Annotated in this window: 16 protein-coding genes and 1 pseudogene; 16 read left to right on the plus strand and 1 reads right to left on the minus strand. The window is 35.7% G+C overall.

Features of this window, described 5'->3' with window-relative positions:
* Positions 1–3 precede the first annotated feature (3 nt).
* From LHV68_00750 to LHV68_00760, 3 genes and pseudogenes are all read left to right on the plus strand, one after another.
* Entirely contained in the window at positions 4–312 is a 309-nt protein-coding gene (locus LHV68_00750) for an antibiotic biosynthesis monooxygenase (GenBank protein ID MCB4790395.1), read from the plus strand.
* Positions 306–1,487, plus strand: a complete 1,182-nt coding sequence (locus LHV68_00755) for an iron-containing alcohol dehydrogenase (protein ID MCB4790396.1) — start codon at positions 306–308, stop codon at positions 1,485–1,487. Before LHV68_00750 ends, LHV68_00755 begins: the two co-directional genes overlap by 7 nt.
* Positions 1,488–1,685: 198 nt before the next feature.
* Positions 1,686–2,518 (plus strand): annotated as a pseudogene (locus tag LHV68_00760) (DUF72 domain-containing protein).
* A 105-nt stretch (positions 2,519–2,623) separates the two neighbouring features.
* On the opposite strand, the gene LHV68_00765 reads toward LHV68_00760, so the two are convergent.
* A complete protein-coding gene (locus LHV68_00765) occupies positions 2,624–3,004 on the minus strand; it encodes a helix-turn-helix domain-containing protein (protein ID MCB4790397.1) in 381 nt (126 codons plus the stop codon).
* A gap of 667 nt (positions 3,005–3,671) precedes the next feature.
* On the opposite strand from LHV68_00765, the gene lexA reads away from it, so the two are divergent.
* From lexA to cpaB, 13 genes are all read left to right on the plus strand, one after another.
* Positions 3,672–4,277, plus strand: coding sequence for a transcriptional repressor LexA (gene lexA, locus LHV68_00770; GenBank protein ID MCB4790398.1), 606 nt, complete (start codon positions 3,672–3,674; stop codon positions 4,275–4,277).
* A gap of 48 nt (positions 4,278–4,325) precedes the next feature.
* Positions 4,326–5,150 (plus strand): phage antirepressor protein, encoded by an 825-nt coding sequence (locus LHV68_00775; protein MCB4790399.1) that lies wholly within the window; start codon positions 4,326–4,328, stop codon positions 5,148–5,150.
* Entirely contained in the window at positions 5,113–6,138 is a 1,026-nt protein-coding gene (locus tag LHV68_00780) for a hypothetical protein (protein MCB4790400.1), read from the plus strand. Before LHV68_00775 ends, LHV68_00780 begins: the two co-directional genes overlap by 38 nt.
* A gap of 38 nt (positions 6,139–6,176) precedes the next feature.
* Complete coding sequence (locus tag LHV68_00785; protein MCB4790401.1) at positions 6,177–6,416, plus strand: hypothetical protein; 240 nt, start codon at positions 6,177–6,179, stop codon at positions 6,414–6,416.
* 148 nt (positions 6,417–6,564) lie between these two features.
* Positions 6,565–7,473 (plus strand): three-Cys-motif partner protein TcmP, encoded by a 909-nt coding sequence (gene tcmP / locus LHV68_00790; protein MCB4790402.1) that lies wholly within the window; start codon positions 6,565–6,567, stop codon positions 7,471–7,473.
* Positions 7,473–8,240, plus strand: a complete 768-nt coding sequence (locus LHV68_00795) for a radical SAM protein (GenBank protein MCB4790403.1) — start codon at positions 7,473–7,475, stop codon at positions 8,238–8,240. The genes tcmP and LHV68_00795 overlap by 1 nt, the downstream gene beginning before the upstream one ends.
* A 149-nt stretch (positions 8,241–8,389) precedes the next feature.
* Complete coding sequence (dinB, locus tag LHV68_00800) at positions 8,390–9,673, plus strand: DNA polymerase IV (protein ID MCB4790404.1); 1,284 nt, start codon at positions 8,390–8,392, stop codon at positions 9,671–9,673.
* A 124-nt stretch (positions 9,674–9,797) separates the two neighbouring features.
* Complete coding sequence (locus tag LHV68_00805; protein MCB4790405.1) at positions 9,798–10,457, plus strand: FkbM family methyltransferase; 660 nt, start codon at positions 9,798–9,800, stop codon at positions 10,455–10,457.
* A gap of 99 nt (positions 10,458–10,556) precedes the next feature.
* On the plus strand, positions 10,557–11,732 hold the full coding sequence (locus LHV68_00810; GenBank protein ID MCB4790406.1) for a Tad domain-containing protein: 1,176 nt from the start codon (positions 10,557–10,559) through the stop codon (positions 11,730–11,732).
* 4 nt (positions 11,733–11,736) lie between these two features.
* On the plus strand, positions 11,737–12,249 hold the full coding sequence (locus LHV68_00815) for a pilus assembly protein (protein ID MCB4790407.1): 513 nt from the start codon (positions 11,737–11,739) through the stop codon (positions 12,247–12,249).
* A gap of 74 nt (positions 12,250–12,323) precedes the next feature.
* Positions 12,324–12,485, plus strand: a complete 162-nt coding sequence (locus LHV68_00820) for a Flp family type IVb pilin (GenBank protein MCB4790408.1) — start codon at positions 12,324–12,326, stop codon at positions 12,483–12,485.
* A 416-nt stretch (positions 12,486–12,901) separates the two neighbouring features.
* The gene (locus LHV68_00825; protein ID MCB4790409.1) at positions 12,902–13,555 is read left to right on the plus strand and encodes a hypothetical protein; all 654 of its coding nucleotides are present in this window, start codon (positions 12,902–12,904) and stop codon (positions 13,553–13,555) included.
* 31 nt (positions 13,556–13,586) lie between these two features.
* Positions 13,587–14,462, plus strand: a complete 876-nt coding sequence (cpaB, locus tag LHV68_00830) for a Flp pilus assembly protein CpaB (GenBank protein MCB4790410.1) — start codon at positions 13,587–13,589, stop codon at positions 14,460–14,462.
* The last annotated feature ends 139 nt before the right edge of the window (positions 14,463–14,601 follow it).

The following is a 14,601-nucleotide window of genomic DNA, read 5'->3' on the forward strand; positions in this document are numbered from 1 at the left end:
CTTATGATAGTGACTTGCGTGTCGGTAAGCGTAAAAAAGGAAAATGTCGGCGAATTTATAAAAGAAACTATAAAGAACCATGAAGGTACAAGGAAAGAACCGGGAAACTTACGTTTTGACGTGCTACAATGTGCGGGTGATGAAACAGAATTCATCCTTTATGAGGTTTTTGAATCCCGGGAAGCGGTCAATGCTCACAAAGAAACTCAACATTATAAAAACTGGAAGGAGACAGTGGAAAAGTGGATGACAAAACCGCGTAAAGGTATAGTTTACAATATTATTACACCGGAAGATAAAAACCAATGGTAATGAAATCATTTAATTTCACTAGAACACCGCAAATATATTTTGGCCCCGGAACAGTCAAGGAGTTGCCCGGTCTTGTTTCGGAGAAAGGGTCCAGGGCATTGTTGATTACGGGGTTGGGCTCATTAAAAAAATCAGGGAAACTTGAATTAATAGAAAACTCTTTTAAGAAAAACGGTATAAACGTATTTCATTTTAATGTAAACTCGGAGCCGTCGCCTGAAATGATAGACAAAGCTGTCCTTGAGTATAAACACAAGAGCATAGAAGCCGTGATTTCCATTGGCGGGGGAAGCGTTATAGATGCAGGGAAGGCTGTTTCTGCGATGCTTCCTGTAGGCGGCTGCGTAAAAGATTATCTGGAAGGTGTTGGTACTAAAAAACACAGCGGCGCAAAAATCTATTTTATAGCTGTGCCTACTACTGCGGGGACAGGGGCAGAGGCTACCAAAAATGCGGTGCTAAGCAGTATAGGCAAAGACGGGTTTAAGAAATCTTTAAGGCACGATAATTTTGTGCCTGACCGTGCCGTAATTGACCCTGAACTGGCATTAAACTGCCCGGCAAAAGTACGTGCGTCATGCGGGATGGATGCTTTTTCCCAACTGCTTGAATCCTATGTGTCACCCAGGGCTTCACCCGTAACAGATGCTTTGGCGTTGAGCGGTTTAAGGTATATAAAAGAAAACCTTGTTTTGGCCTGTGATTACAGTTCCTGTTCGGTTGATGTTATGGCAGGTATGGCATATGCATCTCTTGTTTCTGGGATAACGCTCTCGAATGCGGGCTTGGGAATAATACATTCTTTGTCGGGCATAATCGGCGGGTATTTTAATATCCCTCATGGTGTCATCTGCGGGTCGCTTCTTGGGCCGGGGACCAGGATAAATATCCAAAAATTAGAAGAGAATAAGGATATCGCTTCATTGAAAAAGCATGCAGAGATAGGTTTTATGTTCTCTGGTAAACATCCCGGGGATATTGAGGAAGGCTGCTGTTTGTTAGTAAATAAAATTGAAGAATTGACAAAAGCGCTTGACATACCTTATTTGAGCGATTATGGAATAAGGCTTGCGGATATCGATGAAATCATAGATAAAGCAGAAAACCGCAATAATCCGGTAGAACTTGATAAAAATGACATCAGGGAAATCCTGGTTTCCCGCATTAAGAAATGAAGCTTCAAGGGCAAGCCCGATGTTCCTGATTAATTACCCTCCTGCGCAAGGCGTCCAATTGATTAACAAGCCTATTCGGCTTATCAATTGGACTGTTTCGGAGGGTTATCCGCAACTTTTTGAAATTGTGGCATTTGCCGATGCATTAAACTAATTTATCCATGAGCAAACTGGGATTTTATACGAAGGCGGATAAAAATGATAAAGATAGGAACTTCAGGTTTTTCATTCCCAGACTGGAGGGGTACGGTATATCCTAAAAAGCTTCAGCCAAAAGATGCCCTTGCCTACTACAATAATGAACTAGGGTTTGACTGCGTTGAGATAAATTCTACATATTATACTCTTGTCTCGGATAAGTCTTTTGAAGGCATGTAAAAAAAACAAAACCGGGTTTTACCTTTGTTGTAAAGGGCTATAGAGGCATAACCCACGACCCGTTTGATGAAAGGCTCGGTCTAAAAAAGCCCGAAATGAGAAAAGCACAAGAGGACATCGATAAGTTCTATTATTCGATCTTGCCGTTAAAACAAAAAAACAAACTGGGTGCTGTGCTTCTGCAGTTTCCGGTATTTTTTTATCCGGGTAACGATGCGAAAGACTATATCCTTAAATGTAAAGAGAAATTTCAGGATGTCCCGCTTGTTATAGAATTCAGGAACGGCAGTTGGGCAAAACCTGAAACTTTTGAGTTTCTTAAAAATAATAATATTGCTTATTGTATGGTTGATGAGCCAAAGCTTCCGAGGCTTATGCCCTTTATTAACGAAGTGACCTCTGACATAGGTTACCTGAGGTTGCACGGAAGGAATAAGAATTGGTTTAATGCTCCTCTAAACCAGAGGTATGATTATTTGTATTCAGACAAAGAGCTGGAAGAGTTCCTGCCGGAAATAGATAAAATAGTTAAACACTCAAAAACCGCCTATCTTTTCTTAAATAACTGCCATGCAGGTTCTGCCGTAAAGAATGCCCGCAAGCTTAAAGAGATGCTTGGTATCCCGGTCTTAAAATCCGATAAACTATTTTAGGAAAATACAACCGCTTAACAAACTATTTATTAGATGTAAATAATAAAGCCACTTCTGGTGAAGTATCGGAAGTGGCTGCGTTTTATATATTTCTTATATTTATTTCTATTTCTGCATTTTTTCAAGTTTTTTCAAGATTATTTTAAAGTTATCTTTACATTCCTGTAAATCTTTTTTCATAGCTTCTATGGCTATCTCTAATTTGGCTATGTCCTTTATAGCTCCGTAACTGGCTTGCGGTTCTGTAACTTGTTTCTCGCCAAAGAAATATGAAATTGGCTTACCCGTAATTTCGGATATTTTCCTTATTGTCTCTATAGCAGGTTTTATGCCGCCTGACTCCCATCTTGATACTGTTACATTGGAAACATTAAGCATTTTAGAAAGTTTATTTTGCTTAATATTTGCCTCTTTTCTTGCGATCTGGATTTTTAAGCCAATATTATTTTGTATGTTTTTTTGGTAAATTAATTTTTGTTTATCCATGGATAATTCCCGGCATCTAAGCTAAGAAATAAACTTGACAAATATTTATCTATATGTTAAAATATTATCGGAATAAGTAAATTTTATACACAAAACGCTACTGGAAAGAAATCAAAACATAAAACCCCATTCATAGATGGGAGGGGTCTCTGTTCCAGCAGCCGCTTAATCCATAATGAGCCATGCAAGTATAAAAAAAGCAATCTTAGCGGAGAGGCTTTTCTTGCGTGGTTCAATTTTCTCATTTTCAAAGAGTTTTGTCAATTATATTCTAACAATTTTATTCATTTTTTTGAAGTATTTCTTGGTTTTTGGTAAGTAAAAAATTGAAAATCATCAGTTTGTTTACAGAAGAAGTACCTATTGCAGGTTTGATTATTGTGTCCCATGCATGGTGCGGGGATTTAAATAGCCATTACTGATGTCGGTTCAGCAGTGGCTATTAATATGACTTGACAGGTATACAAATGTATACTATAATAGTTTGTGTAGCCGGCACCCTTTTCTATTACTATTTTAATCTTTGGCTTACGGCTTTGTCATATTTCGGCTTATGTAGCTCTTAATTGCTACACAGCGCCGAAATCTTCCTTGCCTCAGCTCAAATCTTAAAATATCATAACGAAAAAATGCCAGCTACACAAACTACTATAAGGAGAAAAAGAAAATGAATAATTTAACTGAAAAGCAGAAAACTATACTGGAGTTTGTTTCGGATTTCTCGGCTAAACATGGATTTAAACCTACGTTCAGGGAAATAGCCGGTCATTTTGATGTACATGTGGGCGCGGTGCAAAAACATATAAAGGCCCTGGTAAAAAAAGGACATTTGACACATACACCGAAAATATCAAGGGGGTTATCCGTTGCCCAAAACAGCGAGCCTTCATTTTTTAAAGACATTATTGCTGTCCCTGTGCTGGGCAGGGTTGCGGCAGGCATACCCCTGGAAGCGGTTGAAGATATAGAAGAATATGTGCACATAGATAAGGTCGTGGTCAAGGGCGGCAAGCCTTTTGCGCTTAAGGTCAAGGGCGACAGCATGATAAACGCAGGAATTAACGAAGGCGATATAGTAGTTGTCCGCAAGCAGGAGACAGCGGAGCATAATGATGTAGTTGTCGCCATGATAGATAACGAGGCAACCGTAAAGAAACTCTACCGGAAAAATCATGAAACATACCTTGTTCCCGCAAACCCCGCATACAAACCGATAAGAGCCGATAATATCACAATCCTTGGGAAAGTAGTGTTCTTGATGAGGAATATATAACAGCGGATAGCATTTAGCATAGAGCGTATAGAAAAAACGGGAGGGAAAATGGAAACAAGAATTGCAGTATTTAGAGGTAAACAGGTAAGAAGAACACTTTACAACAATGAATGGTGGTTTTCAGTTGTTGATGTGTGCAGTGTTCTTACAGAAAGTGTTAATCCTGGTTCATATTGGAGAAAGCTAAAACAAAGGCTTGTTGAAGAAGGAAGTCAGGTCGTGACATTTTGTCACGGACTGAAATTGGAAGCTCAGGATGGCAAAAAGTATGAAACTGATTGTTCAAATACCAAAGGTATTTTTCGTATTATTCAGTCAATACCGTCACCTAAAGCAGAACCTTTCAAACAGTGGCTTGCAAAAGTAGGTTATGAACGGGTGCAGGAAATAGAAAATCCGGAACTTGCAATGCACCGTATGCGTGCTTTATACGAAAAAAAAGGATATCCCAAGGAATGGGTCGACAAGCGTGTGCGCGGTATTGCCATCCGCCAGAGCCTGACAAAAGAGTGGGATAACCGCGGCGCACAAACAGATTTGGAGTATGCCATACTTACCAATGACATTATGGAAGGCGCTTTTGGCCTTAAGGTTGATGATTACAAGAAACTTAAAAAAATTGACCGTGAAAATCTTAGAGATCATATGAATGATATAGAGCTTATTCTTACCATGCTTGGAGAAGCGGCTACAACAAAAATTACCCGGGACAGAGATTCAAAAGGTATGCCGAAACTTCGCAAAGACGCACAAGACGGCGGCGCTGTAGCCGGAAGAACAAGAAAAGACATAGAACTCCAATCCGGCAAGCCAGTTGTTTCAAAAGAGAATTATCTTGGTACAAGAAAAAAGAAAAAACTTGGGAGAGGGTAAAATAATGAAAGAGATTTTTGTTTTAGGTGCAGGGGCATCTAAGGCTGCGGGTGGAATTCCATTGGGTAAGGAACTTGGTTGGAAGTATTTAACCCCGCAGCATTGGGATGACTATCCAAATGATAAAAAGATAGAGTTTATTACTTTTTTAGTGAAAAACTTCCCTAAAAAGTTTGATATGGAATTAGAAAAGATAAATAGCTATTCTGATTTATACTTTCCACCTTCTATAAGCAAAGATTTTTATATAGATGAACTGTTGAGGAAAATAAAAGACAAAAATGACATAAATTCAAAAAAAATGATAAAGACTTTAATTTCAAGACATATAATAGAAAGCTATTCGGAAAGTGAAACTAATTTATATAGAAAATTTTTATCTAATTTAAAATATTGTGATGATGAAGTAGTAATTATCTCTTTTAATTTTGACACTCTCTTAAATCATGGGAACTTAGGTGATAATGTTGGAATTACATATCCTATTGATTTTTATAGTTTGCAAAATAATAATACTAAGTATGGGGCATATGACATTAATATTAAGTGTTTCAAATTGCATGGTTCATTGGATTGGGGAATATGTCTTAAATGTAAAAAAATCGTTTTGCTTTCATGGTCATTAAATAACTATTCTTATAATAGCGTTCAATGCAAAAACTGTAAAGGTAAACTTGAGCCGTTTATTTTTGTTCCTCATGAAGAAATTACTGACAAAAGAATAAAGAAGTTATGGGAAACGGCAGGAAATGAATTAGGAGAAGCTGAAAAAATAACATTTATTGGTTATTCTTTTCCAAGTTATGACGAAAAAGCATTTGATTTATTTCATGATAATTCGAGCAATAAAGCAGCAATTAAAATTATTGATTATAAATCATCGAAACAAAGTGAGAATATTGTAAAGAAGAGATGTGAAGAGGTGTTTGGTAATACGAATATAGATTATAATTTTAATGGTTTTGAAAAATATGTTGAAACCATGTAGTTCCTATACGCTATCCGCTCCACGCTAAAAGTATAATTATGCCTGAATTTACAGCTGAAACCATAGAAGTCGGGGCAGTGTTCGGAAAAAACAAGATAAAACCTAAATGGTTTATCCGAAGCGGTCACAAACACGACATAAAGGAAATAACCTACCTCTGGCGGAGCAGGGAGGGGGATGCTGTTATAGTACATTTTAATGTAACTGACGGCGCAAACCTTTTCGAGATATCCTTCAACCAGAAGTCTATGGTTTGGACATTGGATGAGATACAATAAAACGCAAGAACACCAGAAAGAACTCGAAAACCGACAACATGAAGAATGAAATTGTCAATAACCTTGACCATTACAATATAGAGTGCTACAATGTTGTTGTTGATTTTATTTTTTAATAAATAAATAATTAATTAGGAAAATTAATATTATGACAAGAGTTTGTAAAAAGGACTGTAAAAATAAAAAAGATAATGGAAATTGTTCCTACATAGGTGAAGATACTTTGCCTGTGCAATGTATCGGTTCTTGGGGCGAAGATAAGTATTATTTTTTAGAGAGATATTTAAATGCTACTTGTGAAGCTCGAAGAAAGTTTGCTGATAATGACAATGCTGTTTTTATAGATTTATTTTGTGGTCCTGGGAAATGTATTATTAGATATGATAAAAAGGAAATTGATAGTGGAGGATTGAGAGCAGTAAAACTCGAAAAAGTGCCATTTAATGAATATATATTTTCTGATATTGATACAGAGAATATATATTCTTTAAAGAATAGAATAAAAGATAGAAAAGGATATATTTTTAAACAAGGTGATTCCAACGAAACAGTAAAAAAGATAGTTCTATATCTAAAGGAAAAAGATTACAGATATCATTTCGCTTATATAGATCCTTTTGCTCCCTCGCATTTAAAGTTTGAAACACTTAAAGAGTTGGCACAATTAAAACGAATGGATATGTTTATTCATTTTCCAATAGGTGCGATAAAGCGTAATATTGATAATTGGCAGGATAAATCTGATACAATTTTGGACACATTTTTAGGTACGTCTATATGGAGAAATAAAGTTGCTGATGCAATAAAACGAGGAAAACAAAATATATATCATCCTGTTATTGATGTTTTTAAGGAACAATTGAAATCCATTGGATATCCGGAAAAAGGTTTAATATTCAAAGAATCAAACAATGCTTTACCTTCTGTGCCTGTGAAAAATACACGAGATGTAAATTTGTATGTTTTAATTCTTGCAGCTAAGAATCCACTAGCACAAAAAATATGGGACAGTGTTATTAAAGTTGATTCAAAAGGCCAAAAGGAGTTCAATTTTTAATGAAATACATAGAAAGGAAATCATTGCTTTATAAAAGTGCTGTTGAATACGCTGATTTTTGTTTAAATCATGTTGAAGGGTGCAGTCATGGGTGTAAATATCCTTGCTATGCTTATATGATGAAAAAGAGGTGTGGAGTTGTCAAAACATATGAAGAGTGGTGTAAACCTAAAATAGTTTCTAATGCGTTAGAGCTTTTAGATAAAGAGATCCCAAAATATAAGGATAAAATTAAGTATGTTCATTTATGTTTTTCAACAGACCCTTTTATGTATGGGCAAGAAGAAATATGTGACTTAAGCTCAAAAATAATTGATAAATTGAATATTAATGAAATCAGATGTACTGTGCTTACAAAAGGCGTTTATCCTGTAGAAATTGGGAGAAAAAATGGACACAGCAAAAATAATGAATATGGCATCACCTTGGTTTCTTTAAATGAAAAATTTCGAAAAGAATATGAACCTTATTCTGCAACTTATAAGGAGAGAATAAAATCTCTCAAATATTTGCATGATAAAGGTTTTAAAACATGGATAAGCATGGAACCTTATCCTACCCCAAATTTAATAGAACAAGACTTGAATAAAATATTGAAAGCGATTTCATTTGTAGATAAAATTGTATTTGGGCGGTTGAATTATAATGTAAAGTCTTCTGAATTTAAATATACAAAAGAATATTATAATGAATTAACCAAAACCGTTATTAATTTTTGCAAAGATAATGGAATCAGTTATCATATAAAGCAAGGAACTCAATCCTAATAATCCAATCTCTTTTATTAATTGTCTAAAATCTTAATAATTTTTATATAGGCACTTATTGTTATTTTAAAATAATTCCAGAGGCATGCCGTATTCTCGCCGCATAGGATGCCTCGCCCAAAGCGGTGGATGAATGTTATGATGGCGGAATGTCACGTTATTTAAGGAGCTTTTGGCTCCTGCTGAAGGGGTTCCACATGTTCTTAAATGATAAATTAGCGACCAATAATTTTTGCCCTGTTCAGAATAATTTTACTGATAAAAATGATGACAGGGTTGTTTTTCTTATAGATATGAACTCCTACTTTGCTTCTGTCGAGCAGGCGGCTAATCCCGCTTTGCGGGGAAAACCTGTGGCTGTTTGCGGCAAGGGAAGGACTGTGATCGTTTCGCCGTCGTATGAAGCAAGGAAATTCGGTGTAAAGACAGGGATGAACCTGTATGAGGTAAAGAAGCTTTGCCCGGGTATAACCCTTGTACAAGGCAATCTGGAAAAATATCTTGATACGTCATATAAGATACATAAAATATTGCTTGATTTTACAGACCAGGTAGAGGTTTATTCCATAGATGAATGCTTCCTTGATGTTACGCATCTTGTAAAAGGCGGGAGGAATGAAGTAGCTATAGCAAAGGACATAAAAAAAAGGATAAAACAGGACCTCGGGCTTTTGTGTTCGGTAGGCATAGGCCCCAACAAGATGATAGCCAAGCTTGCAAGCAATATGCAGAAACCTGACGGGCTTGTTCAAATTAAAAAGGAAAATATTCCTATCTTGTTTTCAAAGCTTTGTGTTGAGAATATGAAAGGCATAGGGATAGGAAGAAAACTTTCAAAAGCTTTGGTCGTTCTTAATATTAATACAGCAAAAGATATGGCGGATGCTCCAATAAGTTTGTTGACTTCCCATTTCGGAGTGCTCGGGTACCACTTAAAAAGAATGGGGAAAGGCGAAGACGATTCCAGGGTCAAAAGGTATTCGGAATCTGAACAGATAAAATCTTTCGGGCACAGCCATACTTTGGCCAAAGATACATTTAACCTTAATTTATTAAGGTCGTACCTTAGGATGCTGTCTGAAAAAGTCGGAGTCAGGCTGAGGGCTGCGGGGTATACAGGAAAGGCCATAACCTTAACGGTACGGTATTCGGATTTTTATACTTTTACAAGGAATAAAAGCCTCAAGCATTGTATTAAATCCGGCTACGATATATATACCTGTGCCTGCAGTATCTTTGATAAGCTTCTGCCTCTTAAGAAACCAGTGCGGCTTTTGGGGGTCAGTATCAGCAGCCTTATAATTGACGGCAAACAGTTGTATCTTTTAAAAGACATAGATAAACAGCAAAAAATCACCTGCGTTATGGACAGCATAAATGACAAATACGGAGAATTCACATTAAAACCTTTGTCGTTATTGAAAATTGATTAAATATCAATGATTTTGCTATACTTTTCAAATACAAGTAAAAACTTTTATGTTTATAGTGTTTCTGGATGAATCGTTCTTATAAAACCATCAAAATACAAACTGACCGAAAAATCTGGGCAAATAAATGAGATACATAAACAGAGCCATCAAATTTATTGCTTTAGTATCGATTATATTTTTACTTTTTATCTTGTTTCACCATAACAAAAGATATATTTTTATAGACGCCGGGGCCTTCGAAGGAAATCTATCGCGGAAATTCACTAAAACTGATCTTTACAAAAAATACAAATGGGAGATATTTGCTTTTGAAGCAAATCCGGACACGGTACGTGTCCTTAAAAAAAACCTCGAAGACATTCCGAATCTAACGGTCCTAAATAATGCTATAGGTATAAAAAATGGCAAAATACTTTTTTACCTAGCCGGTATAGCAAGCAGTGAATTTAAAAACAAAGATTATCATATTGAAAAAGAAGTTAACGTTGAATCAGTTGATTTTGGCGGTTGGTTAAAAAGGAATTTTAGAAAGAAAGATTATATTATTGTGGCAATGGATATTGAAGGGTCAGAGTATAGTGTATTAGACAAGATGACAGATAATGGCACAATTAGTTATATTGATTCGCTTTATGTTGAGTTTCATGATTTTACTAAATTGGGATTTACTAGAGAAGATACGGATAGATTAATGAAAAAACTAGATTTAGCAAAAATAAAATTCTATGCCTGTGATGTTGAAATTATTACTGACAGGAACCTTCTGCCAGAAAACGCTGATTAGAAAAGCAAGATGTGTATTTTTATTAACTATAGATTTTGCTATACTTTTCCCATATTGCTTATAAATACTAATTCTATAATGGTACTATAGGTAAAAATATTGTATAACAAAAATAATATATCAACTATAAAGTATAAACACCAACCTGGGCAAGCACTTCCTTTTTTCCTTTCCATGATGGTTATTCTTATACTTTGCTGGGCTATGATGATAAACATAGCGAAATTGCTAAAAGACAGGATGATGATGCAAAACGCAGCAGACAATGCAGCTCTTTCCATGGCAACTAATCAGGCAAGAACAATAAATATTCTAATGGAAGTAAACGCCATGATAGCCCGTCTCTGTTATGAAGGAGAACCTATTGCAGTCCCCAATGTTGAAGAAAAGTACGGGCCTATTGGTCTTGGTTCACTCTATCCATTTACACCTATGGGAGTAAGTGCAGGGTCGTACGGTCAATGCTACATTAATGCGGATCCAATGTTCCCACAAGGAATTGGAAGATATGTTACTTCGTTAGGAGACAATGCCTCAAAAATAACAGGAACTTTAGATGTGATTGAAGGTATAAATCTCTGTTACCATGGTATAGTGCCATATAGTGATGGACTACAGATAAAAACTCAGACTGAGATAATACGCAGTACTATCAGATTACTTGCCGGCAATGAAGTCCAGATAGCTATTGCCCGTCTTGGCCCGTTTAATTCGTGGAAAGTTGCTAGACGAGTCGCTCAATATCAGGAAATAAATTCTAAAGGAGAACCGTCAGGCGCTGATGACGCATATCCAATTTATCCACTTCCTAATCCGATGGAATTATATTTTAAGCGAAATACTTTAACATTAAAATTTTATGCAGCAGCGCATTATTTTTTTTCAATCCCTCCGAATCCATTGTTGCCATCAGGATTGCATGGTCACTATGTGTCTCCTGAGTTGATAGGAACAGAAACGAAATCATGGTATTATGCAGACCAGGACACCTTTTATAAGAAAAAACTTATTCTCATTGCAAGAAAAAGCGGGGATTCGCCCTCAAACAGCGGATACCCGATTTTCGGAAAATGGTTCGGTATCGAGTGGCCTGAAATAGAAACTATTGCAGCTGCTTCATATTATAACAAAGGCGGCCCTGGTTTTGTGCTTAAAACGTCATTTAACGGAGAAAGAATAAAAGAAAACATTGATGCATACTGGGAAGCTAAAAAGGACAAAAACGGTTGGTATGCTCATTTAGTTCCAGTAGGGCAAACTCCGATTTTGCATTAAATAAATGAAAACTTACAATAAAGGCACATTAAAATCCATAAAAGGACAAGCTTTAATAGAGAATGTTTTATTATTGCCGGTATTAATAGTAATTATTTTCATGATAACTTTTTTCTCCAGGCTTGTTTTAACAAAACAGCAGCTTACCGTAGCTGCCCGCCTGGGCAGTGACCTTATTGCATATACTGAGATGGATGAAGAAGGCATTAAAAACGAGATAATTGATTACCTTTGTGGAAAAGACGTTTTGGGAAGAAAACTTGACAAAGATAAATTAAAAATTAAAGTCAATATAGATCGTTTTCCAAAACTTGATATTTCAAACGTTAATAAACTCTTTGAGATACTTGATAATTTTTATAACCCATGCGATCATACTTCCTCAGTTGAAATACAATATGAATTTTATACACCGAAGATATTCTCGGCCTGGGATACATATATTCCTGGAAAAAAACTTGCAGATAAAATTTGTGTTTCTGCAAGATCAGAAGTTCTTGCAGGAACAGGAGCCTAGTACATATTTTGAAAATATAAATTAATTTAGTAAAATAAATCCAGTTATAAGTAAATAAAAAGGAGGCATGTTTTATGCTTAAAAGATTTTGGAACGATGAAAGCGCTCAGGGTATGGTTGAGTACATCCTTATTGTAGCACTTGTTGCGGCAGTAGTAGTAGTTGCGTTTAAACTATTTGGTACAAAAATCAGAGATATGTTTAGTGACACAACTAAAAAATTAACTCAAGAATAGAAAAATCTATTATAGAATTGAAATTTTCCAAAGTCTATTTAATGATTATGCACTTGACGGCATTAAATTTAATATTTTTTGTATATCATAGCTGTCAGTATTAATAAATCATTTATAAATCAACTATGACTCAGGTATTTGGTGGTAGCATGTGCATAAGCATGATTGATATTATGGGTCCGGTTTAAAAAAATGTCATTCCCATGAAAATGGGAATCCAGTAAGTGAAGTGTCCAACGAAGGATTAGATTCCTGCTTTCGCAGGAATGACAAAATCAGGCTTTTTAGAGTGAACTCATATTATTAATTTTATCAACCGGTTATATAATCTGTGTAATCGGCAAGTTCCCAAAGAGATTAACTTGTAGCATAATAAACTTTAAATATGAATATTGAAATAAATGGGCGTTGAAATCATGGAAAATAAAAAGACATTTTTATACAAGGCTGTTCATGGCTATATTTTATATATTGTTTTAGCTGTTATAGCAGGTATAATTCTTGCATTATCAATTATAGGCCCTATTGAGCCTGGTAAGAAGAGTGCTAATATTGAAAGAAGAGATGTATATAAAATAGATTCCGATATAAATAAAAAGGTAGAAAACGAGCTGGGTAATATTAAAAACTTAAATCAAGAAAAAGATTTTAATAAAATTGAAAAAATATTAGTTGGCCTTGAGAATAAATATCCGAATGACATAAGAGCTTTTGTCATACTCGCCGATTTCCATGTCAAAAAAATGGAGTATGACAAGGCATATAAAGAACTTGAATATGTTACCAGGATAAGGCCTAATAACACTTGGGCATTAAAAATATTTGGGAATTTATATTTCAGTAAGCAGGAGTATAGTAAAGCGGAATCCTATTATTTAAGTGCAATTGAGTGTGAAGGCCAGGATGAAGATAAAGCCTGGACCTATCATGATATGGCGCAATTATATCTTGTAATGAAAGATGTAAAGAAAGCATTTAAATGCCAGAAGAAAGCACTTGAATATTTGCCTGAAAATACCGTTATAAAGGAAATGTACGAGGAAATAAGCAAAATATTAAAAAGGGATTGACAAATCTTCTGATCTATTGTTTGGAGGAAAAATGAAGAGGGCAATTTTAATTTCGGTCATAATGGGTGTAATTGCCGCATTATTTTCAGCAATGTATTTAACTTCTCTAGAAACAAAATATAAAAAAGGTGCACAAAAAGTTAACGTTCTTGTTGCAAAAGATTATATAGATCAGGGTACAATGATAGCTCCTCTGATCACGGAAGTAATCAGTGTCCCAAAGGATTATTTACAGCCAAGGGCTCTTCAGTCCCAGAAAGATCTATTAAACAATGAAGCTAAAACTATTTTTATGTCTATTGTTCCTATAGAAAAAGGCGAACAGATCATGACAACTAAACTTTCAATGCTCGGTATTGACACCGGCATATCTGCTGTCATTCCTACAGGCAAAAGAGCTGTAACACATGTTTTTGACGGTTCTATAATATCTGGTATCATAAAGCCCGGCAACAAAGTAGATATTATAGGAGTATTTGAATATCCGGACAAAGACGGTCATATGGAACAGGTTTCAAAGACCATACTTCAAAATGTGTTAGTTCTTTCTGTAGGTAAAGATGTTATTGGCGCGGTAAAGAAATCAGGTATAAAAAAGGGAGAAAAGGACCTTGTTTTAGAACCCCTGGAAAGTAGGATACCTATTTCGTTTGCCATTACTCCTGAAGAGGCCAATTTTTTATCAATTGCTTCTGAAAAAGGAAACATTACCATTGCATTAAGGTCAATGGGAGATGATGTTATCGTAGAAACAAAGGAAACAAGGCTAAAAGACATATCAGATAAAATAGTTCCTGATATAAAGGCAAACCCGCAGGATAGCAAGATCCCTGGCCAATACATAAAGGAGATGGAGAAAAGGCAAAAGGAAGCCCTTGAAATGTTAAAAAAATACCAAAAAAAATGAAGCTCCCTGGTCTTACTACCATGGTATCTTCATTTTCTTCGGCAAAATCCCCCGAAGCATCCGCCTACGCTAAACACGTTGCCAATAGACACGGCTATTCGCCGCATTGACAACGCAGCTTCGGCGGATCCCCTTCTTC

The organism is Candidatus Liberimonas magnetica, from assembly GCA_020523885.1.
Classification (GTDB): Bacteria; Elusimicrobiota; Endomicrobiia; order Endomicrobiales; family JAFGIL01; genus Liberimonas; species Liberimonas magnetica.